The following is a 26727-nucleotide window of genomic DNA, read 5'->3' on the forward strand; positions in this document are numbered from 1 at the left end:
AGTTAAGCGACGACCTCCTGGCCTTGCCCGACGGGCTGACCAATGATGCCGGAGACGAATTCCGTGGCGGCAGGACCGAGCTGGCGGTGGATTGCACCAAACAGGCTGTACGCCTCACTGCTGGGCCAGCCCTGGGGCTGCAGTTCGAGGGGCAGGTGGGGGTCCCGGAAAGGGAAGCGACGGAAGTCGCCGATAATCTGCATGCGCTCGATGAGTGCCGTTCGCCCGTCCTTGCCGGCGTTGGCTGCCTCATCATCAAGGGCGGCATAGGTGCGGATGAATTGCCGATAGTCCGCGCCGAGCTGCTCGAGATCCCAGCACCGTGCGGCAAGGTCCCTGTCCTCCTCGAGGTCGCCTGTCCCGCACCAGAGGGCATCAACTTTGGCCAGCGGATATTCGGCGGCGATTTCACGGACCGCGGAGATGAGATCGTGCGGGCTCAGCCAGGTCGACGGCGACAGCTGGCCGAAACCATGCCAGGCGAGCTGCTTCCGGAGCTGTTCACGGACGGCGCGTTCGGATTCCGGAACCTGGTAGATGGCCATGGTCCAGCGCCCCTCCCACATTTCGTCCCGCCGCCGGAAGATCCGTTCGCGGCCCTCGTTGAGGATCTCCAGCATGTGGGGGGTCAGGGAGTAGACCGTTTCCCGCCCGACGCGCCGGGTAGTGAACCAGTCCTCCTTGCGCATGCGCGAGAGGTTGACGCGGACCGTGGCCGCCTCAATATCAAAGACCGCGAGGAGTTCCGTGATGTCAGCGAGCTTTACTTCGCTCCCGGCATACCGGAGGTAGTCCCCAAAAAGATCCAGGATCAGGGCTCTGGGCTTCCACTGCATAAGGCTTCTCCAATACTTGCGTGCACGGGCGGGTTGTCCACTAGGGGAATGTGCAACACCACTGTTGACGCACAACACATTTATGTTACATTCAGTTGTGGGTCAGATCACAGCCGAACGACCCCTCATCTTTTGCACAGCCACAACGTCGTGTATATCACCTGGAGTCCTCAATGGCTTTTCAATCGCCTGTCTCATCTCCGGTTCGCCCTCGCAAATCGGCAGCCGCTGTCATCTTTCTCTGCTTCCTGGCAATCGTCTTCGACGGATACGATCTGGTCGTCTATGGTGCCATCGTCCCCAAGCTCCTGGCCTACGAACCCTGGGGCCTGACTCCGGTGCAGACCGGCGCCATCGGCAGCTATGCGCTGGCCGGAATGTTCATTGGCGCCATCCTGATCGGATACCTGACCGACATCGTAGGGCGCCGGAAGGTCATGATGGTTTCCATCGCCTCTTTCTCGCTGCTGATGCTGCTGACCGCTTGGGCGCCAACCCCCGAGCTGTTCGGCTTGTTCCGTTTCCTCGCGGGCCTCGGACTGGGCGGGGTGATCCCCACGGCGATTGCACTGACCGTGGAGTTCTCCAAGTCGAACCAACGTAACTTCAATAACGCACTGATGTTCTCCGGATACGCTGTCGGCGGGATCCTCGCCGCGCTCCTCGCCCTCGCCTTCCTGCCCACGCTCGGATTCCGCGGCATGCTGGCACTCGGTGGCGTACCACTCATCGCCGTCGTGCCTCTGTTGTACAAGTTCCTTCCCGAGTCCCCAGCATTCCTCGCCGCCAGGGGAGACCGGGTACAGGCGGAACGCATCACCGCCGAATACGGGTTGGAGCCGCTGCCCGCAGCGGCAGCACAAGGGGGCGCGCCCGTGCAGGGCCGTTTCCGCACCCTGCTGACCGGGCGTCTGCTCCGTGCGATGATCCTCTTCAGCCTGGCCGGTGTCTGTGGCCAGACCCTCGTGTACGGGCTCAATACCTGGCTGCCGCAACTCATGGTCATCGCCAAATACTCGCTGGCCTCCTCCCTGACATTCCTCCTGACAGTCAACATCGGCGCCGTCGTGGGAGTGCTCGTTTCCTCCCGCCTTGCCGACCGCTTCGGCCCCCGGCCCGTTACCGCAACGGCCTTCGCCAGTTCCGGAGTAGCGCTGGTTTTGATGGGAACAGGCGTCATGCCGCTCCCGGTCATGTACCTGCTGGTCGCGGTCGTCGGCTTCGGGTCAGTGGGCGCCCAGATCCTGGTCAACGGATTTGTCGCAACGTACTTCTCCGGCGCAACCCGGGCCACCGCACTGGGCATCACACTCGGCGTCGGACGGATCGGCGCCGTCCTGGCCATCTCCGGCGGCGGCGTGCTGGTGGCCGCCTCACTGGGCAACTTCATCAACTTCTCCGTCTGGGCGATAGCAGCAGCAATCGGCGTCGTCGCGGTCCTGACCGTACCGCGCCTCCCTGGCGCCGCATCCACGGACACCGCTTCAGCGACGTCTGAGCCTCACATATCCAGCAGCACGCCCAAGCACTAAGAACCGTATTGCCAAGCCCGACTGCCGGCTTACCCGGCAGAATCCAACTAAGGAGTCCACTTGCAAACGCAACTCATCATTGACAACCAGCCCCGGAACGGCCGTGAAGGCAAGACGTTCGAGCGGCGCAACCCAGTGACAGGCGTGCTCGTGACTGAAAGCGCGGCAGCCGGCGTCGACGACGCACTCGACGCTGTTGAGTCGGCATCACAGGCCTTCAGTACCTGGTCCACTTCCGGCCCCACGGAACGGCGGGCTGTGATGCTCAAAGCCGCAGACATCATGGAGCGGCGCGGCCCGGAGTTCATCGAGACAATGATGTCTGAAGTTGGTGCAGCCCAGCTCTGGGCCGGGTTCAACGTCTTCCTCACCGCGCAGCTCTTCCGCGAAGCAGCCGGGCTCGCCACCCAGATTCAGGGGGAGACCCTCCCGACGGACAAGCCGGGGACACTCTCGATGACGGTCCGGCAGCCCGCCGGGGTTGTTCTAAGCATGGCCCCCTGGAATGGAGCAGGCGTGCTTGCGGCCCGGGCCATTGCGTACCCTATCGTTTGCGGCAACACGGTGGTCTTCCGTGCGTCGGAGACCAGTCCGAAGACCCATGCGATCATTGCCGAGGTCCTGCACGAGGCTGGACTTCCGGCCGGCGTGCTGAACTTCCTGACAAGCACCGCGGAAGATTCTGACCGGGTCGTGGAATCCATCATCGCGCACCCGGCCGTTCGCCGGATCAACTTCACCGGTTCGACGGCAGTGGGCCGCATCATCGCCGAAAAGGCGGCCCGGTACCTCAAACCGGTGCTGCTCGAGCTTGGCGGCAAGGCACCGTTTGTCGTCCTCGATGACGCCGACATCGACGGAGCCGTCAATGCGGCCGTCTTCGGCTCCTTCCTCTACCAGGGTCAGATCTGCATGTCGACCGAACGTTTCGTCGTTGACGAGAGCGTGGCCGACGAGTTCGTTTCCAAGTTCGCCGCACGCGCAGGGCAGCTGGCCGCCGGAGACCCGCTGACCGACGAAGCCTGCATCGTCGGCCCCATGATCCGCGAAGAGTCGGGTCCCAGGATCAACGGACTGATCGATGATGCACTCGCTAAGGGCGCGGAACTTGTCGTCGGTGCCCGTGCCGACGGTGCATCGATGCCAGCCACCATCATCGACAAAGTGCGGCCCGAAATGTCCATCTACGATCAGGAAACCTTCGGACCGATCACCACGGTGGTCCGCGTTTCCGGCGTCGAAGAGGCAGTCCAGGTCGCAAACGATACGGAGTACGGTCTCGCTGCGGCCGTTTTCGGCGCCGACAGCACCCGGGCGTTGCAGGTTGCGATGCGAATCCAAGCAGGACACGTGCACGTCAACGGGGCAACCGTCCAGAACGAAGCCCAGGCCCCCTACGGCGGCATGAAAAACAGTGGCTACGGCAGGTTCGATGGCAGGGCCGTCATCAACGAGTTCACCGAGCTGAAGTGGATCACTGTGGAGCAGTCCGACCAGCAGTACCCCTTCTAAATCCGAGCCCGAGGCATCCGAAAAAAGGAATGAAACGACTATGCAGGTAACCGCAGCAGTGGCCCGGGAGCCACGGCAACCCCTCACAATCGAAGAACTTGAGCTGGACGAACTCCGCCCTAACGAGGTGCTCGTAAAAATGGTGGCCTCAGGTGTCTGCCACACGGATGCCATCGTGCGTGACCAGGTTTATCCCACACCCCTGCCGGCCGTCCTTGGACACGAGGGGGCCGGGATTGTCGAGAGGATCGGGGATTCGGTTACCACTGTGCAGCCGGGCGACCACGTCCTCCTCGCGGCCGCCTATTGCGGTAAGTGCGACCGCTGCCGCTCCGGCCAGATGGCGTACTGCGAGAACCTCTTCGCCGCCGACTTCGGGGGCCGGAGGCCCGACGGGACCACGGCACTGAGCAGGGACGGGGAAGTGATCTCCTCCCACTTCTTCGGCCAATCGTCGTTCGCGACCTACGCCAACGTCGTCGAGGAAAGCGTGGTCCGTATCGACTCCGACGTTCCCCTGGAGATCGTCGCCCCGCTCGGTTGCGGCATCCAGACCGGAGCCGGGGCCGTCCTCAACGAACTCAAGCCCACGCTGAACAGCACGCTCGTGGTCATCGGGACCGGCGCCGTCGGATCGGGTGCCATCATGGCCGGCGGGATCGCCGGGTGCGCCCGTATCATCGCCGTCGACATCCACACGTCCCGGCTCGACCTCGCGAAAGAACTGGGAGCGACGGACGTCATCAACACGAAGGAAGCCGACCTGACCGACGAGATCCTCCGCCTGACGGACGGCCGTGGAGCTGACTACGTGGTCGACACGACCGCCCGGCCGGAACTGCTCCGCAAGGCAGCTGACGCGCTGGCCCTCCGGGGCACGCTGGCGCTGGTTGGCGCCGCAGCACCCGGAACCGAGGTCTCGTTTGAGATCGGTCTGTCGCTGGTAAGAGGCTGGACGTTCAAAACGGTAATCCAGGGAAGTTCCGTACCGCAGGTGTTCATTCCCAAGCTCATCCAGTTGTGGAAGGACGGCCGGTTCCCCATGGACAAACTGATGCAAAATTACAGTCTGAGCGAAATCAACCAGGGGTTCGAAGACTCAGCCAAGGGCACCGTCATCAAGCCTGTCATCGTCTACTAGGCACCGACTGGTTTTCACTCGGATGCACTCTGGCCATGATCATCTTGGACAAAAGAGGACGACGGCGGGAGAGTTCCCGCCGTCGTCCTCTTGGCTAACCGGGTGTCGGCTATTGCCGGACCGCTGCTACTTGGTGACCTGAAGTCCGGTGTCCCAGTTGAAGTCGGCAAACTCCGGGTTGGCCTGCATCGTCATGAGGACAAACTGGAACCCTTCCAGTTCGCGGGCGCGCTTAAGCGGACCGACGACCAGGGGGCGCATGCCGCCGGTGCTGACGAAGCCGCTGACAGCAGTGTTGGCTTTTGCGTTGTCCCCCGCGATGAAAACGTCCAGCGGCTGTCCGCCCGACTCCCCGGCCACCAGGGTGCCGGCGAAGGTCGTGTTGAACGCCTTGACCACGTTGGCGTCTGCCGGGGCAAGCTGTGCGATTTCCTCGGCGGCGGAGTTGCCGGGCTCAACCACCAGGGAATCGAAGGTCTCGAAGTTCACCGGGTTGGTGATGTCGACGACGGTCTTGCCCGCCAAAGCGTCGCCATAAGCGCTAACGACGGACTTGGCGGCGTCGAAGGGGACAGCCAGGACCACGATGTCACCTTGCGGGGCGTCGGCTGTGGTGCCGAAGGTAACGCTTGCGTGCCGCAGGTCTTCATTCCCCGGCTGCTCCAGCTCTGGAAGGACGGCCGTTTCCCGTTCGAAAAGCTCGTCAGTGACTACACGCTTGACGACATCAATCAGGGCTTCGAAGACTCCAGGAGCGGCAAGACGATCAAGCCGGTCATCATCTTCTGACGAGTCACAGGGACCTCGGAGCCTGCGGTCCCCAGCGTTCCTGAGACGTCCGCTGGCCAGATGCCGAGCAGTGGATGCCAAAAAGCCCGGCTGGGAGGGTCCCGGCCGGGCTTTTTGGTCGGAGATGCGACGACGACTTGGTGGGGCAACGCGCGGGGCCACGCCGGAAGGTATTACAAACTATCGGCGTTGGCCCCTGTGGCGTATGCGTGGCTGGTCTCTACCATTGCGGCAACCACGTGCAGTTCATTCTCGTCGCGGGGCCCGTAGACCATGACCATGCCTCGAGCCAATCGGATCCCGGCCAGCGGGTGGGCCGTCGCCCAGCCCTTGGCGACGGCGTCCGCGACCAGGTCCGGCGGCAGTGCAAGGTGGAGCGAACCGTCATGGGAAGGGTGCTGGTGGGCGAACTCACCGGCTGAGGGAACCAGAAACGAATCGACGGGGGCTTCGGGCGCCGGCTTTACCATGAGGCCCCGCGCACCTGGGACGGAGATTGCTGACTGCGAGGTTGAGACGCCGGCGAGCAAACGGATCCGGGCGAACAAGCTTTCCTGGAGCTGCCGTGGCGCGTTGTCATTGAGCTGTTCCTGCGGGATTGTCCACGACACGGCGGGACGCTGACCGGCCCGGAGAGGCAGGTGCCCCTCCGGCAGCGCCGTCCAGAGAACGCTGTCAGCATTGCGGTCATCTGCCTCTGGGCGGGTAAGGAACGAAAAGCGCTCGTGAATCCAGCCCCCGAGTTCACCGAGCGTCTGAGCGCTAATCTGGTGCCCCCCGGGGTCGCGGCGGGCATAGGCAGGGGCTGCAGATTCGGTCAGCAGGTACTGCCACGTGCGATTCAGCAACTCCGGCGGGATAACCCTGTCCTGGTCGCCCTGGGCGACGAAGACCGGAAGGCCAGTCAGTCGGGCCGGCGTGACGGGGACCCCGGCGTCGAACGGCAACGTGCCATACAGAATGGCCGCACCGGAAAAGCGTTGCGGATCTGCAAGAATCAGCCCACCAGCGAATGCTGCGCCCCCGCTGAAGCCGACGAGCACGACAGGCCGTCCGTCCGGGGCGGCAGTATCGAGCCAGTTTCGGAACCACGCCATGGAAGCAGTCAGCGACTCCGCAATCGGGCGGCCGATGCCACGGTTGGCAAACCATGCAAAGCCGCCGCCCTCGGCGATGGGCGCCCGCACTGCGGCGTAGGCGGGGCCTGGCGGCAACTGATCGGCGAGGGCAATGATCTCTCGCTCGCTTGAGCCGCGGCCATGCAACAGCACCACCAGAGGCGCCGCCGGATCGGAGGAGCCGGCGGTTACCACCACATGTGATGGGGTCTGGGATGGTTCTTCCACAGCCGTAGGCTGATCGGGGACTGGCATGATGGCTCCTGCTCGGTTCGTTGGAATTGAGTCTACTTGAAGCTTCAACCATCATTCGCGGTCAAGTATTCCTGGATCGACTCCTGGGATCAGAAACGCTTGCCGGAGGTTTCCGGCATCCGGGGCCAGGGAAGGGAGCACCGCCAGCGCCACCAAGGTTGCCAGGGCGCCGGGCAGGAGTGTCCACCCTCTCAGCTCGGTGAGCAGGGTCGCCACATATGGTGCCAGGTCGCCGAAAGCGGCTGTCGCCCGATCCTGTCAGATCGCGCCAGCGTAAGCGTCGTGAAATCTACAAGCGGTCTTCATCCACCATGCGCGCCACGTGGAGGGTGAGGTACGTGACCTCGTCCTCGGTCAGTGGTTCGCCGAGCCTGAGCTCGAGGACGGCCTGCAGCTTGCGGGCGGTGGAGTAGGCGTCGGGGTAGGAGCCCCTGATCGCCTCACGGAGTTTGCTGGCGCTCTCCTCGAGCTGCTTGCCGGAGTTGGCGCGGACGAAAAAGTAGCGCAGATGGGTGATAAACCGGGCCGCGTTGACGGTATTCCTGTCGAAGGGGCGTTCATACGCCTGCTCGAGGACTTCGAAAAGCTGAGTGAATACTCCCGTCATCTGATAGGTGTACGAGAGGTCGCCGGTGGCGAAGCCGGCGTTGACGAGGTGCAGGGTGATCGGCACAGCCTCGTCGTCGGCGAGGGGAACCTCCAGATGGGCATTGATGTGCTCGAGGATGCGTCGGGCGGCCTGCAACTCCGCCGGGTAAAGGTGGGATACCTCCGCCCGAAGGGGATAGTCGAAGGGCATACCGAGTTGGAGACGCTTGATGGCGAAGCTCAGGTGATCTGCCAGGGCGATGGACAGCACGGAGCTTCGCGGGATGGACAGCTCCGTCCGCCTCGCTTCGAGTGCCTGTTCCGCAAGCACGAGGTGCTCGGGCGGGATGGCTGCGACCATGGCTCCCAACTGGTCGGGGTCGCGTCCGTCCTCGGGTACGAACGTACGCAACACCTTTGAGGGGTCAATCTGTTGACCGGGCTTAGCCTGGAAGCCCAGGCCGCGGCCGGTGAGAATTACCTCGCGGCTGCCGTTGCGGGCGAGGACCACGTTGTTGTTGAATACGCGCAGGATTTCCACGTCGTTGTCACTCCTGCCTTCGATGTGAGGGGCCGGGCGGGAGCCGCTCTGGCCCCCGCCCGGTCGATGCTAGCGCAGGGTTGCGCCGTTGCTGGAGATCAAGTCCTGATACCAGCTGAAGGACTTCTTTCGGTACCGGGCGAGCGTGCCCGATCCGGCGTCGTCGCGGTCTACATAGATAAAACCGTAGCGCTTGCTCATCTGGGCCGTGGACGCACTGACCACGTCGATGCAGCCCCATGAGGTGTAGCCCAGGACGTTTGCCCCGTCGGCGACGGCTTCACGGACCTGGACCAGGTGGTCGTTCATGTAGTCGATCCGGTAGTCGTCTTCCACGGTCAGGACACCGTCAACTTCGACCAGGGAGTCCTTGGCGCCGATGCCGTTCTCCACGATGAAGAGCGGCTTCTGCCAGCGTTCCCAGTAGTCGTTGATGACGACGCGCAGGCCCTGCGGGTCAATCTGCCAGCCCCACTCGGAGGCTTCCAGGGTGGGATTCGGAACCCCGCCCATGATGTTGCCCGGCCCCTTGTCCTGCTTGTCCGGATCCGCCGTCTCGCAGATGCTCATGTAGTAGCTGAAAGAGACGAAGTCCACGGTGTTTTTCAGGTCCTCGCGGTCCTGGGCCGTGACGTCAAGGTCAATGCCGTTGTCCCGGAAGTACCGCAGCAGGTAGCCCGGGTACTCGCCCCGGCAGTGGATGTCGCCGAAGGCATAGCTCGCATGCGCCGTGTCCATGGCCCGCACAACGTCGGCCGGGGAAGGGGTCAGGGGGTAGACCGGGAGAGCCAGAATCATGCAGCCCACCTGGGCGCCCGGCATGATCTCCCGGGCCAGCCGCGTGGCGCGGGCGGAGGCGACCAGTTCATGGTGGATGGCCTGGTATAGGTCCGTCTCGGTCAGCTCCGCCCGGGGCGTCGGAATGCCACCGGACAGGAACGGTTCATGGAGCACCGAATTGATCTCGTTAAACGTCAGCCAGTACTTGACCCGGCCGCCGAACCGCTCGAAGAGCACACGGCAATAACGCTCATAGAAGGAGATCAGCTGCCGGTTGGTCCAGCCGCCGTAGCCGCGCGCCAGGTTCAGCGGCGTCTCGTAGTGGCTGATCGTAACCATCGGCTCAATGCCGTGCTTCTCCAGCTCGTCCAGCACCTTGTCGTAGAAGGCCAGGCCTTCCTCATTGGGTTGCTCGTCGTCTCCGTTCGGGAAGATCCGGCTCCACGCGATCGAGAAACGGTACACCTTGAAGCCCAGCTCAGCGAACAGCGCGATGTCCTCCGCGTAGCGGTGGTAGAAGTCGATGCTGACCTGCTTGAGGTTGTCCGGCGTCGGGCCCTCGGTGGGCGGCTCCGTGATGCCGCGGGGCATGACGTCCTGGATGGACAGACCTTTGCCGCCGTCGGCGTAGCCGCCTTCGATCTGGTTGGCCGCGGTTGCCCCGCCCCAGAGGAATCCCTGCGGGAACGGTTCAGTTGATGGTTTCGCCACTGCTTGGCTCATGTTGTGTTGTCCTTTCGTTTCAGCTTTTGTTCTCAAAGTTCCACGTCGAGGGCGGTGGCGCCGTGGGTGAGGCGCCCGGCGCCCAGGGGCACGACGGCGGTCAGGGCCTTGGTGTTCGTGACGACCATGAGCGTGGTGGAGTCGTATCCGGCTGCCAGGATCTTGGCGCGGTCCACGGTTGCCAGCAGGTCCCCGGCCTCCACGCGCTGACCCCGTGTCACGGCAGCTTCGAAGCCCTCGCCGTCCATCTGGACGGTGTCAATGCCGATGTGGACCAGGACCTCGACGCCGTCATCGGACTTGATGCCGTAGGCGTGTCCGGTCTTCATGGCGGCCTGCACCGTTCCCGAAATCGGGGCGTAGATCGAGTCCTCTTCGGGGACGATGCCTATTCCGGCGCCCATCGCTCCGGAGGCGAAGACCTTGTCGTTCACGTCGGCCAGGTTGATGACGGCGCCGGAAACCGGGGCCAGGACCTTGACGCTGCCCGCCACTGCGGGGGCCGGGGCCGTGCCAGCGATACCGGCGGACGGGGCGGGGGAGTCGCCGTCGTTCTCTGCAGTTTCCCGGGGGCCAAAGACGAAGGTCAGGATGAAGGCGATCGCGATGGCTACGCCGGTACCCAGCAGCTGCATGGCGAAACTGCCCACCGTGGTGTAGGCTGGCAGGGAGAGCAGCGACGCGAAGACAAAGGCGTTGGCCGCACTGCCGCCCATTGCGGCAATGGCACCGCCCACGGTGCCGCCCGCGATGCCGAAGTAGAACGGCTTCTTCAGTGGCAGGTTCACACCGTAGATGCCGGGCTCGGTGACGCCGGCCAGAAAGCCCGAGAGCGCTGCTGGCGCTGCGACTTCACGGCGTTTGGCGCTCCTGCTGCGGATGGCAACGGCCAGCATCGCGGCTGCCTGCGCCAGGACGGCAGGAACCAGCGGGCCCATGAGGAGGGAGTACCCGGTGGTTGCCAGGTCGTTGGCCATGATCGGTACGAAGCCCCAGTGCAGGCCGAAAAGCACAAACACCTGCCACAAGCCGCCCATGATCGCGCCTGCCAGCCACGGAGCGAAGCCGAAGATCGCGGTGATACCGGCGGATATTCCCTGGGAAGCGAAGGTGGTGATCGGACCCACCGTCAGGAGCGTCAGCGGGACCATGATGGCGATGGACAGCAGCGGCGTCATGAAGTTGCGGAAGGCTGAGGGGAGGATCTTCAGCAGGAAGCGCTCCAGGTATCCCTGCAGCCAGACGGCCACGATGATGGGGATCACCGAGCTGGTGTAGTTCATCATCACCAAAGGAATCCCGGCGAAGTCGACCGGCGCACCCGCAGCTGAAAGCGCCACGATGCTGGGATAGACCAGGGCGCCGGCGATTGCCATGGAGGTGAACTGGTTGGTCTTGAACCGCCGGGCCGCCGTGACGGCCAGGAACAGCGGGAGGAAGTAAAACAGCGCGTCCGCGGCGGCGGACAGGATCACGAAAGTCTGGTTGGCGGGATCGGCCCAGCCGAAGGTTGTGGCCATGCTGAGGAACGCCTTGAGCAGGCCGGCGCCTGCCAGGGGCCAAAGGATGGGCGAGAAGATTGAAGACACCATGTCGATGAAGCGGTTGAACAGGTTGCCCTGGGCGGGCGCCTCCTCGGAGGTGTCCTCATTGCCGAAGCGGCTGATCCTGCCGAGTTCAGTGAAGACGGTGGGCACATCGTTGCCGATGACGACCTGGTACTGGCCGCCGGCCTTCATGACGGTGATGACTCCGGGCAGCTTCTCGACGGCAGCGGTGTCCGCCTTCGCCTCGTCCCGCAGCCGCAGCCGCAGCCTGGTTGCGCAGTGGGTGGCACCCACAATGTTCTCCTCGCCGCCGACCCCTTTCAGGATGTCTGCGGCCAATGACTTGTAGTCCACGGAAGCCATGGCAGTCCTTTCTGTCAGTTCCGTCTTTCGGGCACAAAAAAAGACCCAAGCCGCACGTCTCCGTGTGGCTCAGGTCTTGCCTCGTATCCGAGTAACAATCCTTCAGGCTGCATCGCCTGCTGGAGCAACCCTAGCAGTGATTCAGGTCACGAGCAACTTGACTCTTCAACGGTCCGCGTCGCCGGCAGTTGAAAATTAACCGGCCGCAGACGGGATCAGAGGAGGCCGAGTTCGGCGAAGGCGGCCACGAGACCCTCCTGCCGCGGGGGCGCAGCCGTGCGGTCCGCGATCGCCACCAGTTCAGGATGGGACCCTTCGATGGCGATGCCGACGCCGGCGAACGCGATCATCTCCAGGTCGTTCTCGCCGTCGCCAACCGCGACGGTGTCCTCGCGGGCGATACCCAGATGGGCGACAACGGCCGCCACGCCGTCGGCCTTGCTGATCCCGCGTTGGTACAACTCACCCGCATGCCGGCCCTCGTCCGCCACCGAATTGGCGACGACGGCAATCGCCCCGCCGATTTCCCGGACCAGGCGCTCCATGGCAACGGGGGAGTCGAACACGGAGACCTTGGCGAACCTGACAGCCGCGCGGTCTGCCGTGGTCTGCAACGCATCGAGAATGGCGGACGAACCAACCGGGCCTTCCGGTGACTGCCGGAAGTGCGCTTCCAGGATGGCTCTCAAACGCTCCGTCGCCGCCGGCGGAACGTGCAGCGCCTCCTGCGCCTCGAGGACATACACGGCGTCGTGCGCGTCGAGCGCCCTGACCGTTCTGGCGGCCAGGTCCGCCGGAAAGCGCCGGTCCACGAGCACGCTCCCGGCCACCTCCACGTAGGCGCCGGCACTGGCGACGAGGCCGTCGAATCCCGCGGCGAGGATGCTGGCGGGCAACATGGACACCGGACGCCCGGTGCACAGCAGGACCTTGTGGCCGGCTGCCCGTGCTGCGCGCACCGCGCGCACGTGGCCCTCGGGAACGACGCCGTAGTCCGCGTAGGTGCCGTCCACGTCGAGGAAGACAGCGCGGACAGTTCCAGTTGTGCTCGGCTTAGTGCTCATGATTCGGGATCTTACCGATGAAGCCCGGTCGCCCCTAACCGGACGTCTCCGGGTCGGTTTGACGCCGGTCACCCTGGTTCTGCACACTGGGTGCGGATATGTAACTGGTCAGCCAGGCAGGATTCGAACCCCGAGCGTCGCTATGCTCGGTGATCGGGTCCTTTTTTGCTGCCCGGATGACGAGCCTATCGACGACCCATCAATCACAGGAACGAATGGCAGCCATGACTGAACGTACCGCCACCATCGCCAGCCGCGTCGGACTGCATGCCCGTCCGGCCGCAATCTTTGCCGAAGCCGTTAGGGGGCTGGACATCGACGTGACTATCGCCCATGAGGGTGAGCCCGCCGACGAGGCACTGGACGCAGCCAGCATCCTCTCGCTCATGAGCCTCGGCGCTTCCCACGGCGACGTCGTGGTGCTGCGGGGCGACGGAGCCGGCGCTGACGATGCTCTGGACACTCTGGCGAAGATCCTCGAGACCGACCACGACGCCGAATAGGCCGGTGTGCTGCCCCGGATTCTCGACGCCGAGACCCCGTGTTCCGTGCCCGCGACCCGGAACACGGGCACCCGGCTGGCGGTGCGGTGCTTATTCGGGCCGGTTCGGTTGAATGGGTCAACTCTTCATATTGGAGCGAAATAGCGACCCGCCCGGTCGGCCGTCAGGGCTGCCCGGATGGGCGCGGCGAAGCGGGCAAAAATGAGGGTGTGCACAATGTGCACACCTTGGGCTTCGGATTGGGTCGTACTGCTGCCGGGCTGGGTCGGATTGGCGATGTTTGCGGGGGAGTGGCGGAAATTTAAGGGCGGGAACCCGGTTCGAGTCCCACCTCGGGCACGTGTTTTCCCTGTTCAGGGGCTTTAAGGGCCTCTAGCCCTGTGGACGCTGTCCACACCCTTTGTTGGGGGACGTCCGAACCGCTCCGCCGGGGTCCTGTTCAGTTGTGGCTGGCCGTTCGTGTGGCCGGTGCTTCCGTTCTCGTGGGCTGGGCGATGTTCTCGCTTTTCACTTCTTCATGGTCCAGACTGGCCCAAGCGACATGACCAGGTTTGCGAGGGGACCGAGGTCCTTTGTTGCTGGTGGTTGGTTCTTGTACGCACACAGGTTCATGGCGACTTTCGTGGGGCTACTGCATGACTCGCGACCAACGCGTACCTAATCCAATGTTTAGGACAACCCGCGCTGCGCGGAAGAGTCTCCCTACACACAAGCATCAGGCGCGTAGCCTTCCCTAATGACGACAGATGCGGGTCTTCGGGCCGTTCCCATCAGGCAGATCTGGCAGCAACTACGGCGCTCTGCTCCCAGAAGATAGGGCGAGTTGCCAAGGCGGCCGTCTGGGTACCCAGGACTTCATGCAGCACCCGATCCGTACGGACGTGTGATCGCTTCGAGGAAATGTCCGTCGGGATCCGCGAAGTAGACGCCGCGTCCGCCGTCGTTGTGGTTGATCTGCTGCGGGCGGGACCGTCCCGGGTCTGCCCAGTAGGGGATGCCCTGGGCCTGAATTCTTTCGAAGATTCGGTCGAAGTCCTCCTCGCTGACCAGGAAGGCGTAGTGCTGCGGGGAGATGGGCCGGTCTGCCGTGGCGAAATCGAGGACCACTCCGTCGTCGAGGGGTACGGTCATGAAAGCCCACATGGCGTGGGGTTTCGGCAGTCCGAGCACGTTGGCCAGGAACTCCGCCGAATGGTGTTTGTCCGTTGCGTAGACGATGGTGTGGTTGAAAGTAACCGTCATGGTGACCTCCTCGGGTGTTTAGTCTGCGACCATCTACGCCCAGCGCCCTTCAGATTTCAAGAGCGGCCGCTTGGTCCTTGGAACCTTCATGGGTCAGCATCAGGGAATTAGGGCTATCTGGGGCTGATCAGGCCTTGGCGATCGGCAGCACCAGCATGTAGCCGGTCGGCATATCGCTGCTCCAGCGTCGCGGCTCGCGGACGACGAACTGCGTTGCCAACTGTTCGGGGGTGAGCAGGGCGTTGGGCGCGGGGGACGGTCCCCACTTGTTGTCGCCGTACGGGTAGAGCGGATCCTGGACACGGATGCCGGTGACCGGGAACTCCGGGAACTGGTCGGGATCGCCGAGTGACTCGAAGCCGCTCATCACCCATACGTGGCGGCCGCGCCACATGACCAGCCCGACCGGCCGATCCGTGTCGGCAATGGCGCGCGCCGCGGTCTGCAGCGCTTCCTCATAGTCGGCGACGCTCACGACGGCGTACGGCCCCATCCCGACCTCGGTTAGCACCTCCGCCCAGCCCAAGGGGTTGGCGCCGTTGAACGAGTTGAACGACCGTGCCCGGGCCATCTCCCAGAGCTCCCCCTGCTGGACGCGATCGGTCCACGTGCCGGCCTCGGTGTCGTCGATGAGGTTGTGCATCATCTGGATGCTGGCCGCCACACACCAGTCAAAGGTGTACTGCGGCACGAAGTCCCCCTCCTGGTAGAGGTTGAGGGCGAACGGCTGGGGCACCGGGGGCGGCGTGGGAACCGGCGTCGGGGTGGGGGGTGGGGGCCGGTGAGGAGCGGGGACGTCATCGCGTGCGGCCGGCGGGGCCGAGGAGGTCTGGATCGTTGGATCGGCGGTGGCCTCATCGAGTCTGATCGTTGGCGCGCAGGCCGAGAGGAGGGTCGCTAGGATGACGAACCAGGCCAAAATACGGAGCAGGGCACCTATCATTATCGGTCCAGTTTATCGCGACAATGCGGGAATTTTCGGTCGAGGCCGGCGTTAGATCTGAGTATGAAAGCAATCGTGTACTGTGCCACGGGTGATCCGTCTGTTCTCGAACTCGTCGACCGCGAGATCCGCGACCCGGGGCTCGGGGAGGTGCGCGTGCGGATCATGGTCTCTGCGGTGAACCCCACCGACTGGAAGTCGCGCCGCGGCGCCAGGCCGGGCTAGCCCTTGCCCTTCGCGGAGGTCGTGCCGAACCAGGACGGCGCCGGAATGGTGGACGCCGTCGGACCCGGCGTCGAGCATCTCCACGTCGGTGACAGGGTCTGGGTGGCCTTGGCCGCCTACCAGCGCGCCGACGGCGGGACAGCCCAAGAGTTCGCCGTCCTGCCGGCCGAACGGGTCTTTCCGCTGCCGGAGAATGCCGGGTTCGACGTCGGCGCAAGCCTGGGCGTTCCCGCGGTCACCGCCCACAGGGCCCTGACCATCGCCGAGGACGGCCCGCGGCGGCTGCGCCCGGGAGCCTTGGACGGCAAGGTAGTTCTCGTTACTGGAGGGGCCGGCGCCGTGGGCCATGCGGCGATCCAGCTCGCCAAGTGGGCCGGCGCCGTTGTGATCACGACCGTGAGTGGACCGGCGAAGGCTGCGCTGGCCACGGCCGCCGGCGCTGATCACGTCGTCAATTACCGGGAAAGCCACGCGGCCGCGGAGATCCGTCGGATCGCTCCCGAGGGCGTCGACCAGATCGTGGAGGTGGCGCCCGCGCAGAACGCGGAACTCGACCTGGCAGTAATCCGTAACCGCGGCTCCATCGCGGTCTACGCCAATAACGGCGGCGATCAGGTGACCCTGGACGTGCGCAGGCACTTCAGCCTCAACGTCCGCTACCAATTCGTGTTGCTCTACACCGTCGGCATGGCGGCGGTGTACGACGCCGCCATGAATATCAATGCGGCCATCGCCGACGGCGCCCTTCCGGTCGGAGAAGCCGCAGGTCTGCCGCTGCATCGCTTTGACCTGGCTAACACGTCTGCTGCCCACGCGGCGGTGGAAGAGAGCTTCATCGGCAAGGTGCTGATCGATGTGTCAGCGAGCTCGCCGATATCGCCTCGGGAGCCTCGCGGGGGCAATCACGCCGTACACCCGCGGCTCTGAGCCGGCCGAGCAGTCCGGTCCGCGGGCCGGTAGGTGACACGCGTACCATCGACGTGACCGACGGTCGGGTGTGGTCCGGGGGAGCACCACTGGAAGGGAAATTCATAGTGACTGAGCTGACGCTAACACTCAACATCCTCGTCATCATTGTCTCCGCGGCAGTCGTCGGCGCCTTATTGGGTCAGCTCTTCCCACGGTCAGGCCCACTCTATTTGGTTCCGGTTGGACTCGGTGTCGGCATATCCATTCGCTTGATCGCACGGCAACTGGCGAGCAGACGGGAAAACTAGGCCGCGGTGCGATCTTCGCGCCTGCGGTGGACGGTACTTCCACCCGGCGCCGAAATAGCTGTCATTGAGGAACCCGCTCTTGCTCCCAAGGCAGCAACGAATCGGGGACTACGGAAACGGCCCGGCCAACTTCGGCAGAGACCTGCTGAGACTTTGGTGAGAACGTTCGCGTTCAACGAGGTCCATAGCCGCATTCACGTACTCGGGCGGTTGTGCAAGCGTTCGGGATGCTTAGGGTCTTGGCCGCGTCCCGCCAGTACTCACCCCGTTGCCCAACGAAAATCGGATCGTCGAGGTGCCGAAAATGATGGTGCCAACTGCAAGAACAGAGGTTTTGCCCGGCCCGTTACATTTATTGGGTCCCCGATCGCCGGGGACATGGTCGCTGGACCCGGTATGACTTTCTCGCCCTGTCACTGATGACCCGGGGGGTGTTGTCGCCGGGTTCGGAGACACTTGTTGACCGCTGATAGGGACAAGGCCGGACCAACGGTCCAGGTCTCTTTGTAACGTGGGTGCCGGCATCGGGTGTCGTGACTGCGGCCATATGGTGATGCAAAGGAGCGCCGATATGGATGAGGGATTCGACGTTTGCTGCGGACTCGATGTCGGCAAGAGCGACCACCACGCCACCGCGCTGAACCGCGCCGGCGAACGCCTCTTTGATAAGCCGCTGCCGCAGGACGAAGCCCGGCTGCGGGAGCTTTTCATGACGCTGCAGCAGCACGGGAACGTGCTGATGATCGTGGACCAGCCGAACACCATTGGCGCGCTGCCCGTGGCAGTGGCCAGGGATTGCGGCTGCGAAGTCGCCTATCTGCCCGGGCTGGCCATGCGCAAAGCTGCGGACCTGTATCCCGGGAAATCGAAAACGGACGCCCGGGACGCGTTCATCATCGCCGAGACGGCCCGGGCGATGCCGCACACCCTGCGGGCGGTCGACCGTGACAGCGAGGTCCTCTCCGCACTGAAAGTCCTCTGCGGGTTTGATACGGATCTGACCCACGAATGCACGCGCGCGATCAACCGGCTCCGGTCCCTGCTGCTGCAGATCTTCCCGGCCTTGGAACGCGCCTTTCCCGGGACAGTCTTGACCGTTCCCTGGTCCTAGAACTGCTGATCAAATATGCGGGCCCGACCGGTCTTCGTGCCGCGGGACGTGGGAACGTGCTGCGCTGGGCCCGCAACCACAGCCGCAAAGCCCCGGCCGCGCTCATCGACGCCGTGTTCGCCGTCCTGGGCGAGCAACCGGTAACCGTCGCCGGGACCGAGGCCGTGGAGCTGGTCATCCCGCGCGTGGCCGCCCAGATCAAGGAACTCAAACACCAGCGCACGATCGTCGCCGACGAAGTCGAAAAGCTCCTGGACGACTTCCCTCTTTCCCGAGTCTTGATGTCCATGCCGGGAGTCGGCATCAAGACCGCCGCCACCATACTCCTGACCATCGGCGACGGGAGCAGCTTCCGCACCTCCGGCCACCTCGCCGCCTACGCCGGCATCGCACCGGTCACTCGACGGTCCGGAACGTCCATTCGTGGCGAATTCCCTGCCCGCTCCGGCAACAAAGCACTCAAGAACGCACTCTTCCGATCCGCCTGGATAGCGTCCTGCCACGATCCCGTGTCCAAGGCCTACTACGAGCGGAAACGCGCCGAAGGGAAGAAACACAACGCCGCCGTCATCTGCCTCGCCCGGCGCCGCTGCGACGTCATCCACGCCATGCTCCGCAACGGCACACTCTACGAGGAAAAAGCTCCCCAAACCGCTTGACCAAAAGCATAGGGACCCCCCGGGCCGCGGAAGTCTGCGAAGAGTTGCATGCGGCTGGTCCGCCCTGACCTGCCGCTGGCGTTGAATGTGTGCGGCGGTCACAGGGGTCTTCCGGATACTCATTCACTCCTCGGACCGGAAATCGGGCGACGATGCTCATTCCCATACGACTACCGTGACGGACTGCCGGTCCGGACTAGCACCCTTCATCCAGGTGGCCCATCATCCGAACGCATGACGGGGGCCGTAAAACGGGCGAATCCAGTGCGGCACGGTGCGGCGTCGAGTCGTCCATGTCAGTGCGAAGGTGAGCGGTTGTCAGATTTCCGGTGCCCGGCTCATATCAGTAATGCGGGCCGCTTCGTCCTGGAATCACCGGCGGCCGCATTGATCTGAATCCGGGGCGTGAACAGCGGTGTTCCGGAAGATCGGCACGGTTCACGTCTGCATCGCGAAGATCGTCTCCGGTGAGGCCTGCTGACCTTCCGGCCGCCCGGCCCCGTCGGCTGTCGGCGGTCTCGTGATTGTTGCCGTCCCGGGCGGCCCGGCCGTTCCCCCTCACATCGATGACGCAAGAGCCGGCCGCGCCGGGGCGGTTTACATCCGCGCGAATTTGGCCTTCACCATCAGGTAAAGGCCGTAGCAGATCAGGCCGGCGCCGACGGCGGACAGCATATATACCCCGTAGGGTTGCTCGCGTAGCGCCTTCAACCCGCCGTCCAGGCCAGTGGACTCCTGGGGGCGGGCGGAAACGGTGGCCATGATGAACAGCAATCCCACCAGAAAGAGGGCTATGCCCTCGGCTATGTAGCCGACAACGCCCAGCCCCGTAATAACGGACCGGCCGGCGCCCGAGGGCGGCAGCCGCAGATCCTTCTTGAACGATGCCTTGAATCCGAGGACCATGAAGACAATGCCGACGACGGCGACCGCGGCCCCGATGGCGATCAGCAGCAACGGACCCCCGGGTGCTTTCATGATGGAGACCGTGAAATCGCTGGTGGACTGTCCGCTGTTCCTGCTGTTTCCGCTCGCAGAGGCAGCGAACGTCAGCGCCATGACGGCGAACACGACCGCCTTGCCGCCTGCGGAAAGTCTATTCCCCACCTTCTTCTTGGCTTCCAGCTGACCGTAGCCGTAAACGGCGTTGCCGGTTTGCCAGAGCGCCAGAGCCACGCAGGCGGCGAATCCGGTCCACAGCAGCAGCAGTCCCTCGGGCTGTCCGGCGAGTTGGGCCACGGCGCCGCCCTGGTCTGCCTGCCCGGCCTTGCCGAAGGCCAACCGGATGGCGACGGAGCCGGTCAGAACGTGCAACAGGCCGCTGACGGCAAAACCTGCCCTGGCGGCGATCACAAGAGCCCTGGAATTCGATGCCTCCTCGACCGCGTCCGCGGCGTCGTCCAGCTCCTTCTTCATTTCCCGATCCTTCATGCAAGCGCGCGCAGATGCCGTGGTGTGTAACACGACCATTTTGTCACGTGAGCCCACGCTCACACAGGCCCGGTCTGAGCCAGCGAAGACAGCCGGTACCATCGTCGGTTTCCCGGCCGCGGCCCGGATTGCTTCGCGGGCAGAGGTACCGTACGCGATCACACCAGACCATCCCCGGGGCTTCGCCTCGGCGCGATCCCTGCAACGCTGCGTCAACACCGGGGAGGCGACGGCCGCCCTGACCGGACATGGCGCACTTCTCCGCGGCGCGGGTCCTGGGAGAGCCGGCCGGGGCGAGGGCAAATCTCGCGCAGGGTGACTCGTGGGGACACCCGGTGCGTGTTGTTTGGAAGAGCGGGGAAGTCAGGGTTGTCTTTCAGGGTTCGAACCGGGCGCCTGGCGGGACGTTGCCGGAGAGCCCGAGTAGCAGTTCTTCGGCGACGAGATGCAGTTTTTTGTTCCGGCTGTTTGAGGCCCGGGTCAGGATGGCGAAGGCCGCTTCCTGGCTGCAGCGGTTTTGGGCCATGATGGCTCCGCAGGCGAGGTCAATCGTTGACCGGCTTATCATGGCGGCTTTGAGGTCTTCGGCCAGAAGCTGTTCTGTTCCTATCCGGACAGCCAGGCGCAACGCGTCGCCGGCGATCCTGGCGAAGTCTTCGGCGATGGCGATGGACGCCGGGGTGAAGGCCCCGGCGGCCGGAGCGAACAGGTCAAGCGCGGCCCAGGAATCTTTGCCGAGCTCGAGCGGGATTCCGAGGACGGCGTGGTAGCCACGGGCCGTGAGTTCGCGTTGGAAATCGGGCCAGCGCGGGTCGCCGTTGACGTCGTTGAGCAGGACCGTGGTGTTGGTTTCCAATGCCAGCATGCAGGGGCCGCTACCGAGGGCTTGCTCGATCTGGTCCAGGGCGCGGGCTTCCTCGCTGCTTCCGGCGATCGTGATGGTGCGCCGGCGCCGCCGCAACGCCACGGCGCACTCGACCGGATGGCCGATGGCCGGGCTGATGGTCCGGGCCGCGAAGAGCGCTAGTTCGTCCAGGAACTCCCCGACGGTGCCGGACTCCGTGATGAGGTCCTGGAGTTCTGAGACGGCGGATTCATCGGAAGGACTTGTCATGGCCTCAGAATACGACGCACGGGGTCCCGTGTGTGCCTTTTTCATATCCGGTTGCCCGGCCTGACGATGATCTTGCATCGACCGGCCGCGGCGGCTTCACTGTCCTGGGCCATCAGCAGATCTCCGTCCGCGAGCGGCACCATGTTGTGTAGGATTCTGCCCATGCCCGGACCGCTGACAGGTTCTGAAGCGACTGAGGCTGTCCCGGGTCGAGGACTGCCGGCTCCGCTATCGCGCGCGGGTGTGGGAAGCCTGCGGAGATGCGCGGTTCTAGAGCGGGCAAAGACGGGGCCTCATCGCCGAACGAGGGCTGCCGCCCGGACCGGTAAGCAGAGGCGATGACCGGTTCGAGCTGGTCGACTACAGACCGGATCCCAGGGAAAACCACCTGGGCCAAAACACAGGATGGGACGCTTTACGGAACATTACTTGGCGTCCCATCCCTGAACAGAAGTCCACGGCACTTGGCGTATAGCCAGCAGACGGTCAAGACGCGGCCATGGAACTCTATCGTGGAGCTGCCGTGCCTGAATCTTCCCCTCCTCGTTCCGCCGCCCAGCGCGCACCCGCCCGCCAAAGCGCCGCCCTGGCCCAGGCACCTTCCGGGGCCGGCGCCCTTGAACTCGTCCGGGTCGAGGGTGGCAGAATCCTCATACGGATCCTGGACGGGACCGGAGCGGTACTTGCCCTCTCACCGTCCTTTCCGGATACGGCTGCCGCGCTGGAAGGTGCTGAGGCTCTGCGGGAATACGCTGCCACCTCTCACATCTCGGACCAGACCGGCCCTCACTCCGAAGCCACCCGTCTCCGGCCGGACGGCCGGCCCGTGAACGAACCCCTTTCCCCGCGGCGGGGCCCGAAGCCAGCACGGCCAGGACCTGCCGGCCCGTTCCTCACTCTTGGCCTTGCAGACGGTCAAGGACGCAGGTGCGACTGAGCCGGGCCATGTCGCCGGTTTGTCCGGAGCACGACACCCCCGGCGGGTTGCCGGGGCCCCGGACCCCCTCGCTGCCCAAGGAATGGCCGTTGAAGTGGCGTAACCCGCTGAAGCCCCGGGCCGGGGATCTGCTGCGGGAATCCATGGGACGGGCCGAGGAGCTGCTCCATACCCAGGACCGGTTGCGGGGTCTGCTTTCTGCGGTGGTGTCCCTGACCGAGGATCTGAGCCTGGAGGCCGTCCTGGATCGGCTCGTGCAGTCGGCGTGCGCACCGACCGGTGCCCGGTACGGGGCGCTGGGCATCATCGGCGGGGACCAGGTGCTGAGTCATTTCATCACCGTCGGCATCGACGGGGACGGCATCCGGATGATCGGTGCGCCTCCCACGGGAATGGGGTTTCTCGGTTATCTGATCCGGGATCCGCAGCCGTTGCGGCTGCACGATCTGGGCGGGCACCCCGCGGCGGCCGGATTCCCGCTCAACCACCCGCCCATGAAGACGTTTCTCGGCGTCCCCGTCAGGGTCCGGGACACAGTCTTCGGGAACCTGTATCTGACGGAGAAGCAGGACGGGGCAGACTTCACCGAGGAGGACGAGGAACTCGCCGTAGCACTGGCCGCGGCCGCCGGCATCGCCATCGAGAACGCCGGCATGTTCGAGGACAGCCGCCGCCGGCAGGGCTGGCCGGAGGCCAGCAAGGAAACCAGCGGCAAACTGATCACCGCGGCACATCCGGGCGCCCCGGACTACCTCGATCTGGTCGCCGAACGCGCCGGGGCGGTTTCGGGCTCCACGTTATCTGTCATCGCGGTTCCCGGCCCGGACGGCGTCCTCCGGTGCCGGGCGTCCCTGGGGGAGCAATCGCTGCCGGCCGGATTTGAAATCCCGGTCTCCGCGGCCATCACAGGCGTACTGGAGACAGGGGACACGGCGGTGGTTCCGGACCCCGGACAGCTCTTCGGTCTTGGTGCCTCCGGGAAGATGGGCCCCGTCCTTATCGCCGCCCTGGGCCACACCGGAACCAATATCGGCCTGCTCATTCTGGTCCGTCCGGGGGGCGCCGACCCCTACCCCCGGTCCGATCTGGAATCCAGTGCCCTGTTCGGACTCAGCAACGCCATCAGACACTCCGGAGCGAAAACATCAGCATCAGCCTCACAGCCAACCAGGACAACGCGGAGCTACTCATCACCGACGACGGCTGCGGCTTCCAAAACCCTGAACGAATCAGCGGCCTGGCCAACATGGAACAGCGCGCAGCATCCCTCGGCGGAACCTTCAACATCGACAGCCCACTCCGGATCCAGGTGGCCAGACCCGGGTTAGCCGCGACGCAGAACCTCCTGTGCCCGTCACCACGGCTCTTTCTGGCCGGTCGCGGTCCTTTGGCCCTAGCCTCGGGGTCTTCCAGGAGGAACGATTGTCCGTAGGTGACCCCCGGGTGGGAGGGACCTGCACGACGTGGCGGGTCGGTGGCGCTCAAACAACAGGAGTCTGTCGATGGCTTTGCCTTTAGACGCCGCTGCTGCGCGGGAACGGTCCCAGGGTTCGGTGCGCGTATTTGTCGTCGATAATCACGGGCTCGCCCGGCAAGGGCTGAGGGACCTGCTCGAGGCGGAAGGCCTCGAGGTGGTCGGTGACTGCTGGTCAGTGGCCGAGGCCAGCCGCAGGATCGTGGAAGAGGGCGCGGACGTGGCGGTACTGGATGGGCGTCTGCCTGACGGGACCGGAATTGAAGTCTGCCGGTATGCGCGCTCCGCTGAAAAGGACCTGCAGTGCCTGATGATGACCAGCTATGTCGATGACGAGGTGCTTCGCGGCGTCGTTCTTGCCGGAGCGGCCGGATATGCGCTCCGGCAAGTCCGCGGCAACCATCTGGCCCGGGCCATCCGTCGTGCCGCCACGGGGGAATCGCTCCTGGGCCCTGACGTGGTGGACAGGGCGAGGGCGTGGTTCGCCAACGCGGCGGCGGAGCCGGGATTTCGTGACCTGGCCGGTGCGGAGAGGGAAGTGCTGGCAGGGATTTCCGAGGGTCTGAGCAACCGGCAGATCAGTGAGGCATTGGGTCTGGCTGAGACGAGTGTACGGGAGTTCGTTTCCACTCTGCTGGTCAAACTGGGGTTTGGAGGCGGTAGGGGGCCAGCGGTCGGCCGGTCGACAGATGCACTCCCGTGAATCGACGAGACTGAGCCGTCCGGCGGCCGGATCCCGGGCCTGAACAGTGCACTTCACATTGGGTTGCCTCTGTGGCGTTCGCCCGGCACCGCATCCTCCACGGATGAGACGAGGAGAAGGATCCGGCCACATTCACGGGATTCCTCCCCGCCCCGAATAACCTTCGGCCAGCTCATGAAGAATCGTGGGACGAACGCCGCACACCGCTATCACCTGTGAGGACCGGCAAGTCATCCATTTCGCATGAGGCGCTCTTCCCCGGGTGCGGTGCAGACGATACAAAGCCCGCAATCGGGCCTCGCTGCGCTCGGGCAGCACAAGCATTTTCCCTGTTTCTTTTTTGCTGCTGTCCGTTAGATTGCGAACGGCAAGCAGCTCAGGAGATGACATGTCCCTCGTCCGCGTGCATAACTTCTCGGTCTCCCTCGACGGCTTCGGTACCGGCGAGGGCCAGCAACTCGACGCTCCGTTCGGTCACGCAGGCTCACGGCTAATGGAGAGGGCTTTCGAGACGAGCACCTTCCGCGAGATGGGCATCCACGGGGAGTCGGAGGGATCCTTCGGCGTCGACGAGGCGTTCGCCGGCACGTGAAGGCCCGGGATCGGTGTGGAGATCATGGGGCGAAACAAGATTGGCCCTCAATTCGGTGCCTGGGAGGACAAGGAATGGAAGGGATGGTGGGGTGATAACCCTGACTTCCACACCCCTGTCGTTGTTCTGACACACCATCCCCGGCCGGTCCTCGAGATGGAAGGCGGAACAACCTTTCATTTCGTTGACGCCGATCCCGTCTCCGTGCTCACGCAGGCCCGCGCCCTAGCCGGCGACCTCGACGTCCGGATCGGTGGCGGCGTCAGCACGGTTCGACAGTTCCTCGAGGCCGATCTGATCGACCACATGCACATCGTCCTCGTGCCGATCGTCCTGGGCCGGGGCGAACGGCTCTGGGATGGACTCGAAGGACTCGAACAACGCTTCGACATCGAAGCGACCCCTTCCCCATCCGGAGTTCTCCACCTGTTCTCCACCGGATCTTCACCCGTCGCACGGCCCGGTAGGCCGACATGGGTGCGATCGCGGGGCCAAGGACTCCATTGCCGGAAGCGCCGCGGTAACTTGGGCATTATCTGGGGGAGATTCCGCCAACCTAACCACACGCGCATAAGCTTCAGGGTGCCGACCGGTCGTGCCCTACGCATTATCTCTCTGCGACTTCTACCTACACCGATACTGACATAGGGTGATATGCACCACACGATTACCGTGCGGGAATTAAAGGAGACTCTCATGCTGCTCTGGATAGCTATCATTATCGCAGTTCTCTGGCTTCTCGGCCTGCTCGGCAACATCGGTGGCGGGGTAATTCACATACTTCTGGTGATCGCCGTGGTCGTCTTGATCATTCACTTCGTTCGCGGCAGGTCCCGCGCATAAGATACAAGACTGTGGTCCGCCTCTGCTGGACAGCGAGGTGGGAGCTGCCGCCGTTCTCGGGCACGGCCTGCAAGTCGCCTGACCTGACCGGCAGATGGCTCTGTACTGACGAACATGCCAGCCAGCCAGCCGCCGGGCGGCTAGCCCTGAGGCGGGCGCAGAAGTCACCGGCAGCCGCTGACCTGGCCAGCTGCGCCGTCGTGCCCGGCCAGGTCGTGGTAGGTGCCGCTGCCACCTGCGGCACCGAACGTGGACCGAAGAAGACGGGATCCGATGCGCGATTCTCTCATTACACGGGAGCGCATTTGGAACGCTGATAACCGGTCCTTTGCCGGGTCGCTTAGGGCCAGTGGCGGCCCACGAGCATTCGGACGCCGGCGAGACCATGTCGTCACGCTATCGTCGGTCCAACACAGTAGTCAGGAGGCCGCATGCCGTACGTTGTTGACTCCGAGAACGTTTCTTCTATCGGGCTGGAATCGTCTCCGGTCGCTGAGTCGCTCGCCGGGTTACGCGCCAACGAAGCCCGGTATTACCGCAACAAGTACGACCACGTCTTCACTGTTCGCCCAGCCAGCGAGCTTCCGGAAGTGGTCGAGCGGGTGAACCGCATCCTCAGGGAAGACCGTGACATTGTCATCGGCTCCCGCCCGCTCGAAGCATCCGCCTTCGAAGTCGACGGTTTGCGGATGGATTACGTGTTCTACGAGTCGGGGCTGTCGATCAACATCGTGTACAGCATCGAGGACGGCGGGAAGCGCGCGGTCGGATTCAAACTGGCCGAAGGCATGGAGATTCCAGAGGAACTGGCATCCCGTTTCAAGTTCGCCCGCCAGAAATCAAAGCTGGCAGGCGTTATCCGCGGCTCCTACTTCGTGATCAAGGGCGAGTACTGAACATCTAAGGATTTGCTGACGGAATACATGGTCCTCACACTTGCCGCC

Annotated in this window: 20 protein-coding genes and 3 pseudogenes; 12 read left to right on the forward strand and 11 right to left on the reverse strand. The window is 64.3% G+C overall.

Annotated elements, in window-relative coordinates; translation table 11 throughout:
• Positions 1-2: 2 nt before the first annotated feature.
• Positions 3-836 (reverse strand): PaaX family transcriptional regulator, encoded by an 834-nt coding sequence (locus ACZYZE_RS17100; protein WP_463909082.1) that lies wholly within the window; start codon positions 834-836, stop codon positions 3-5.
• A gap of 173 nt (positions 837-1009) precedes the next feature.
• Here ACZYZE_RS17100 and ACZYZE_RS17105 point away from each other — a divergent pair, with 173 nt between their 5' ends.
• Genes ACZYZE_RS17105 through ACZYZE_RS17115 form a run of 3 tightly spaced genes read left to right on the forward strand, consistent with a single transcriptional unit; the run spans position 1010 to position 5021 of the window.
• Complete coding sequence (locus tag ACZYZE_RS17105; RefSeq protein WP_463909084.1) at positions 1010-2368, forward strand: MFS transporter; 1359 nt, start codon at positions 1010-1012, stop codon at positions 2366-2368.
• A 60-nt stretch (positions 2369-2428) separates the two neighbouring features.
• Positions 2429-3880 carry an aldehyde dehydrogenase gene (locus ACZYZE_RS17110; RefSeq protein WP_463909086.1) on the forward strand — a complete coding sequence of 484 codons (1452 nt, stop codon included), beginning with the start codon at positions 2429-2431 and terminating at the stop codon, positions 3878-3880.
• A 40-nt stretch (positions 3881-3920) separates the two neighbouring features.
• Entirely contained in the window at positions 3921-5021 is a 1101-nt protein-coding gene (locus ACZYZE_RS17115) for an NAD(P)-dependent alcohol dehydrogenase (RefSeq protein ID WP_463909088.1), read from the forward strand.
• A gap of 126 nt (positions 5022-5147) precedes the next feature.
• Here the strand turns inward: ACZYZE_RS17115 and ACZYZE_RS17120 are convergent, their stop codons facing one another.
• Positions 5148-5687, reverse strand: a complete 540-nt coding sequence (locus ACZYZE_RS17120) for an NADPH-dependent F420 reductase (RefSeq protein ID WP_463909147.1) — start codon at positions 5685-5687, stop codon at positions 5148-5150.
• On the opposite strand from ACZYZE_RS17120, the gene ACZYZE_RS17125 reads away from it, so the two are divergent.
• Positions 5655-5810 (forward strand): hypothetical protein, encoded by a 156-nt coding sequence (locus ACZYZE_RS17125; protein WP_463909149.1) that lies wholly within the window; start codon positions 5655-5657, stop codon positions 5808-5810. The two genes, ACZYZE_RS17120 and ACZYZE_RS17125, sit on opposite strands and share 33 nt — an antisense overlap.
• 173 nt (positions 5811-5983) lie before the next feature.
• Here the strand turns inward: ACZYZE_RS17125 and ACZYZE_RS17130 are convergent, their stop codons facing one another.
• The 5 genes from ACZYZE_RS17130 to ACZYZE_RS17150 all read right to left on the reverse strand — a co-directional run bounded on the left by ACZYZE_RS17130 (position 5984) and on the right by ACZYZE_RS17150 (position 12789).
• Positions 5984-7183 carry a luciferase domain-containing protein gene (locus tag ACZYZE_RS17130; protein WP_463909090.1) on the reverse strand — a complete coding sequence of 400 codons (1200 nt, stop codon included), beginning with the start codon at positions 7181-7183 and terminating at the stop codon, positions 5984-5986.
• A gap of 289 nt (positions 7184-7472) precedes the next feature.
• The gene (locus ACZYZE_RS17135) at positions 7473-8312 is read right to left on the reverse strand and encodes a PRD domain-containing protein (protein WP_463909092.1); all 840 of its coding nucleotides are present in this window, start codon (positions 8310-8312) and stop codon (positions 7473-7475) included.
• Positions 8313-8381: 69 nt separating this feature from the next.
• Positions 8382-9815 carry a glycoside hydrolase family 1 protein gene (locus ACZYZE_RS17140; protein WP_463909094.1) on the reverse strand — a complete coding sequence of 478 codons (1434 nt, stop codon included), beginning with the start codon at positions 9813-9815 and terminating at the stop codon, positions 8382-8384.
• 32 nt (positions 9816-9847) lie between these two features.
• The gene (locus ACZYZE_RS17145) at positions 9848-11725 is read right to left on the reverse strand and encodes a beta-glucoside-specific PTS transporter subunit IIABC (RefSeq protein WP_463909096.1); all 1878 of its coding nucleotides are present in this window, start codon (positions 11723-11725) and stop codon (positions 9848-9850) included.
• Positions 11726-11940: 215 nt separating this feature from the next.
• On the reverse strand, positions 11941-12789 hold the full coding sequence (locus ACZYZE_RS17150) for an HAD-IIB family hydrolase (RefSeq protein ID WP_463909098.1): 849 nt from the start codon (positions 12787-12789) through the stop codon (positions 11941-11943).
• A gap of 224 nt (positions 12790-13013) precedes the next feature.
• Between ACZYZE_RS17150 and ACZYZE_RS17155 the strand changes: the two genes are divergently transcribed.
• Positions 13014-13292, forward strand: coding sequence for an HPr family phosphocarrier protein (locus tag ACZYZE_RS17155; RefSeq protein ID WP_463909100.1), 279 nt, complete (start codon positions 13014-13016; stop codon positions 13290-13292).
• Between the two features lie 855 nt (positions 13293-14147).
• Here ACZYZE_RS17155 and ACZYZE_RS17160 read toward each other — a convergent pair.
• Together ACZYZE_RS17160 and ACZYZE_RS17165 are read right to left on the reverse strand one after the other, a co-directional pair.
• Complete coding sequence (locus ACZYZE_RS17160; RefSeq protein ID WP_463909102.1) at positions 14148-14534, reverse strand: VOC family protein; 387 nt, start codon at positions 14532-14534, stop codon at positions 14148-14150.
• A 127-nt stretch (positions 14535-14661) separates the two neighbouring features.
• Positions 14662-15270: a hypothetical protein gene (locus tag ACZYZE_RS17165; protein ID WP_463909104.1), complete on the reverse strand. Its 609-nt coding sequence runs from the start codon at positions 15268-15270 to the stop codon at positions 14662-14664.
• A gap of 270 nt (positions 15271-15540) precedes the next feature.
• Here ACZYZE_RS17165 and ACZYZE_RS17170 point away from each other — a divergent pair.
• Positions 15541-16629, forward strand: a pseudogene (locus ACZYZE_RS17170) (NADPH:quinone reductase).
• Between the two features lie 861 nt (positions 16630-17490).
• Positions 17491-18689 (forward strand): annotated as a pseudogene (locus ACZYZE_RS17175) (IS110 family RNA-guided transposase).
• 597 nt (positions 18690-19286) lie between these two features.
• Here ACZYZE_RS17175 and ACZYZE_RS17180 read toward each other — a convergent pair.
• Positions 19287-20105 (reverse strand): DUF1206 domain-containing protein, encoded by an 819-nt coding sequence (locus tag ACZYZE_RS17180; RefSeq protein ID WP_463909106.1) that lies wholly within the window; start codon positions 20103-20105, stop codon positions 19287-19289.
• A gap of 391 nt (positions 20106-20496) precedes the next feature.
• Positions 20497-21234, reverse strand: a complete 738-nt coding sequence (locus ACZYZE_RS17185; protein ID WP_463909108.1) for a GAF and ANTAR domain-containing protein — start codon at positions 21232-21234, stop codon at positions 20497-20499.
• Positions 21235-22260: 1026 nt separating this feature from the next.
• On the opposite strand from ACZYZE_RS17185, the gene ACZYZE_RS17190 reads away from it, so the two are divergent.
• The 5 genes and pseudogenes from ACZYZE_RS17190 to ACZYZE_RS17210 all read left to right on the forward strand — a co-directional run bounded on the left by ACZYZE_RS17190 (position 22261) and on the right by ACZYZE_RS17210 (position 26679).
• Positions 22261-23499, forward strand: coding sequence for a GAF domain-containing protein (locus ACZYZE_RS17190; protein WP_463909110.1), 1239 nt, complete (start codon positions 22261-22263; stop codon positions 23497-23499).
• A 174-nt stretch (positions 23500-23673) separates the two neighbouring features.
• A complete protein-coding gene (locus tag ACZYZE_RS17195) occupies positions 23674-24348 on the forward strand; it encodes a response regulator transcription factor (RefSeq protein ID WP_463909112.1) in 675 nt (224 codons plus the stop codon).
• A 388-nt stretch (positions 24349-24736) separates the two neighbouring features.
• Positions 24737-25378: pseudogene (locus ACZYZE_RS17200) on the forward strand (dihydrofolate reductase family protein); the annotation flags it as partial.
• 258 nt (positions 25379-25636) lie between these two features.
• Positions 25637-25783 (forward strand): lmo0937 family membrane protein, encoded by a 147-nt coding sequence (locus tag ACZYZE_RS17205; RefSeq protein WP_463909114.1) that lies wholly within the window; start codon positions 25637-25639, stop codon positions 25781-25783.
• A 431-nt stretch (positions 25784-26214) separates the two neighbouring features.
• Complete coding sequence (locus tag ACZYZE_RS17210) at positions 26215-26679, forward strand: DUF8821 family protein (protein WP_463909116.1); 465 nt, start codon at positions 26215-26217, stop codon at positions 26677-26679.
• The last annotated feature ends 48 nt before the right edge of the window (positions 26680-26727 follow it).

It is taken from the genome of Pseudarthrobacter woesei, assembly GCF_055412745.1.

Bases quoted from the DNA above. Each gene is read 5' to 3' on its own strand.
- ACZYZE_RS17100 (WP_463909082.1), bottom strand. From the start codon at position 836: ATGCAGTGGAAGCCCAGAGCCCTGATCCTGGATCTTTTTGGGGACTAC.
- ACZYZE_RS17105 (WP_463909084.1), top strand. From the start codon at position 1,010: ATGGCTTTTCAATCGCCTGTCTCATCTCCGGTTCGCCCTCGCAAATCG.
- ACZYZE_RS17115 (WP_463909088.1), top strand. From the start codon at position 3,921: ATGCAGGTAACCGCAGCAGTGGCCCGGGAGCCACGGCAACCCCTCACA.
- ACZYZE_RS17130 (WP_463909090.1), bottom strand. From the start codon at position 7,183: ATGCCAGTCCCCGATCAGCCTACGGCTGTGGAAGAACCATCCCAGACC.
- ACZYZE_RS17140 (WP_463909094.1), bottom strand. From the start codon at position 9,815: ATGAGCCAAGCAGTGGCGAAACCATCAACTGAACCGTTCCCGCAGGGA.
- ACZYZE_RS17145 (WP_463909096.1), bottom strand. From the start codon at position 11,725: ATGGCTTCCGTGGACTACAAGTCATTGGCCGCAGACATCCTGAAAGGG.
- ACZYZE_RS17150 (WP_463909098.1), bottom strand. From the start codon at position 12,789: ATGAGCACTAAGCCGAGCACAACTGGAACTGTCCGCGCTGTCTTCCTC.
- ACZYZE_RS17155 (WP_463909100.1), top strand. From the start codon at position 13,014: ATGACTGAACGTACCGCCACCATCGCCAGCCGCGTCGGACTGCATGCC.
- ACZYZE_RS17160 (WP_463909102.1), bottom strand. From the start codon at position 14,534: ATGACGGTTACTTTCAACCACACCATCGTCTACGCAACGGACAAACAC.
- ACZYZE_RS17180 (WP_463909106.1), bottom strand. From the start codon at position 20,105: ATGAAGAAGGAGCTGGACGACGCCGCGGACGCGGTCGAGGAGGCATCG.
- ACZYZE_RS17185 (WP_463909108.1), bottom strand. From the start codon at position 21,234: ATGACAAGTCCTTCCGATGAATCCGCCGTCTCAGAACTCCAGGACCTC.
- ACZYZE_RS17195 (WP_463909112.1), top strand. From the start codon at position 23,674: ATGGCTTTGCCTTTAGACGCCGCTGCTGCGCGGGAACGGTCCCAGGGT.
- ACZYZE_RS17205 (WP_463909114.1), top strand. From the start codon at position 25,637: ATGCTGCTCTGGATAGCTATCATTATCGCAGTTCTCTGGCTTCTCGGC.
- ACZYZE_RS17210 (WP_463909116.1), top strand. From the start codon at position 26,215: ATGCCGTACGTTGTTGACTCCGAGAACGTTTCTTCTATCGGGCTGGAA.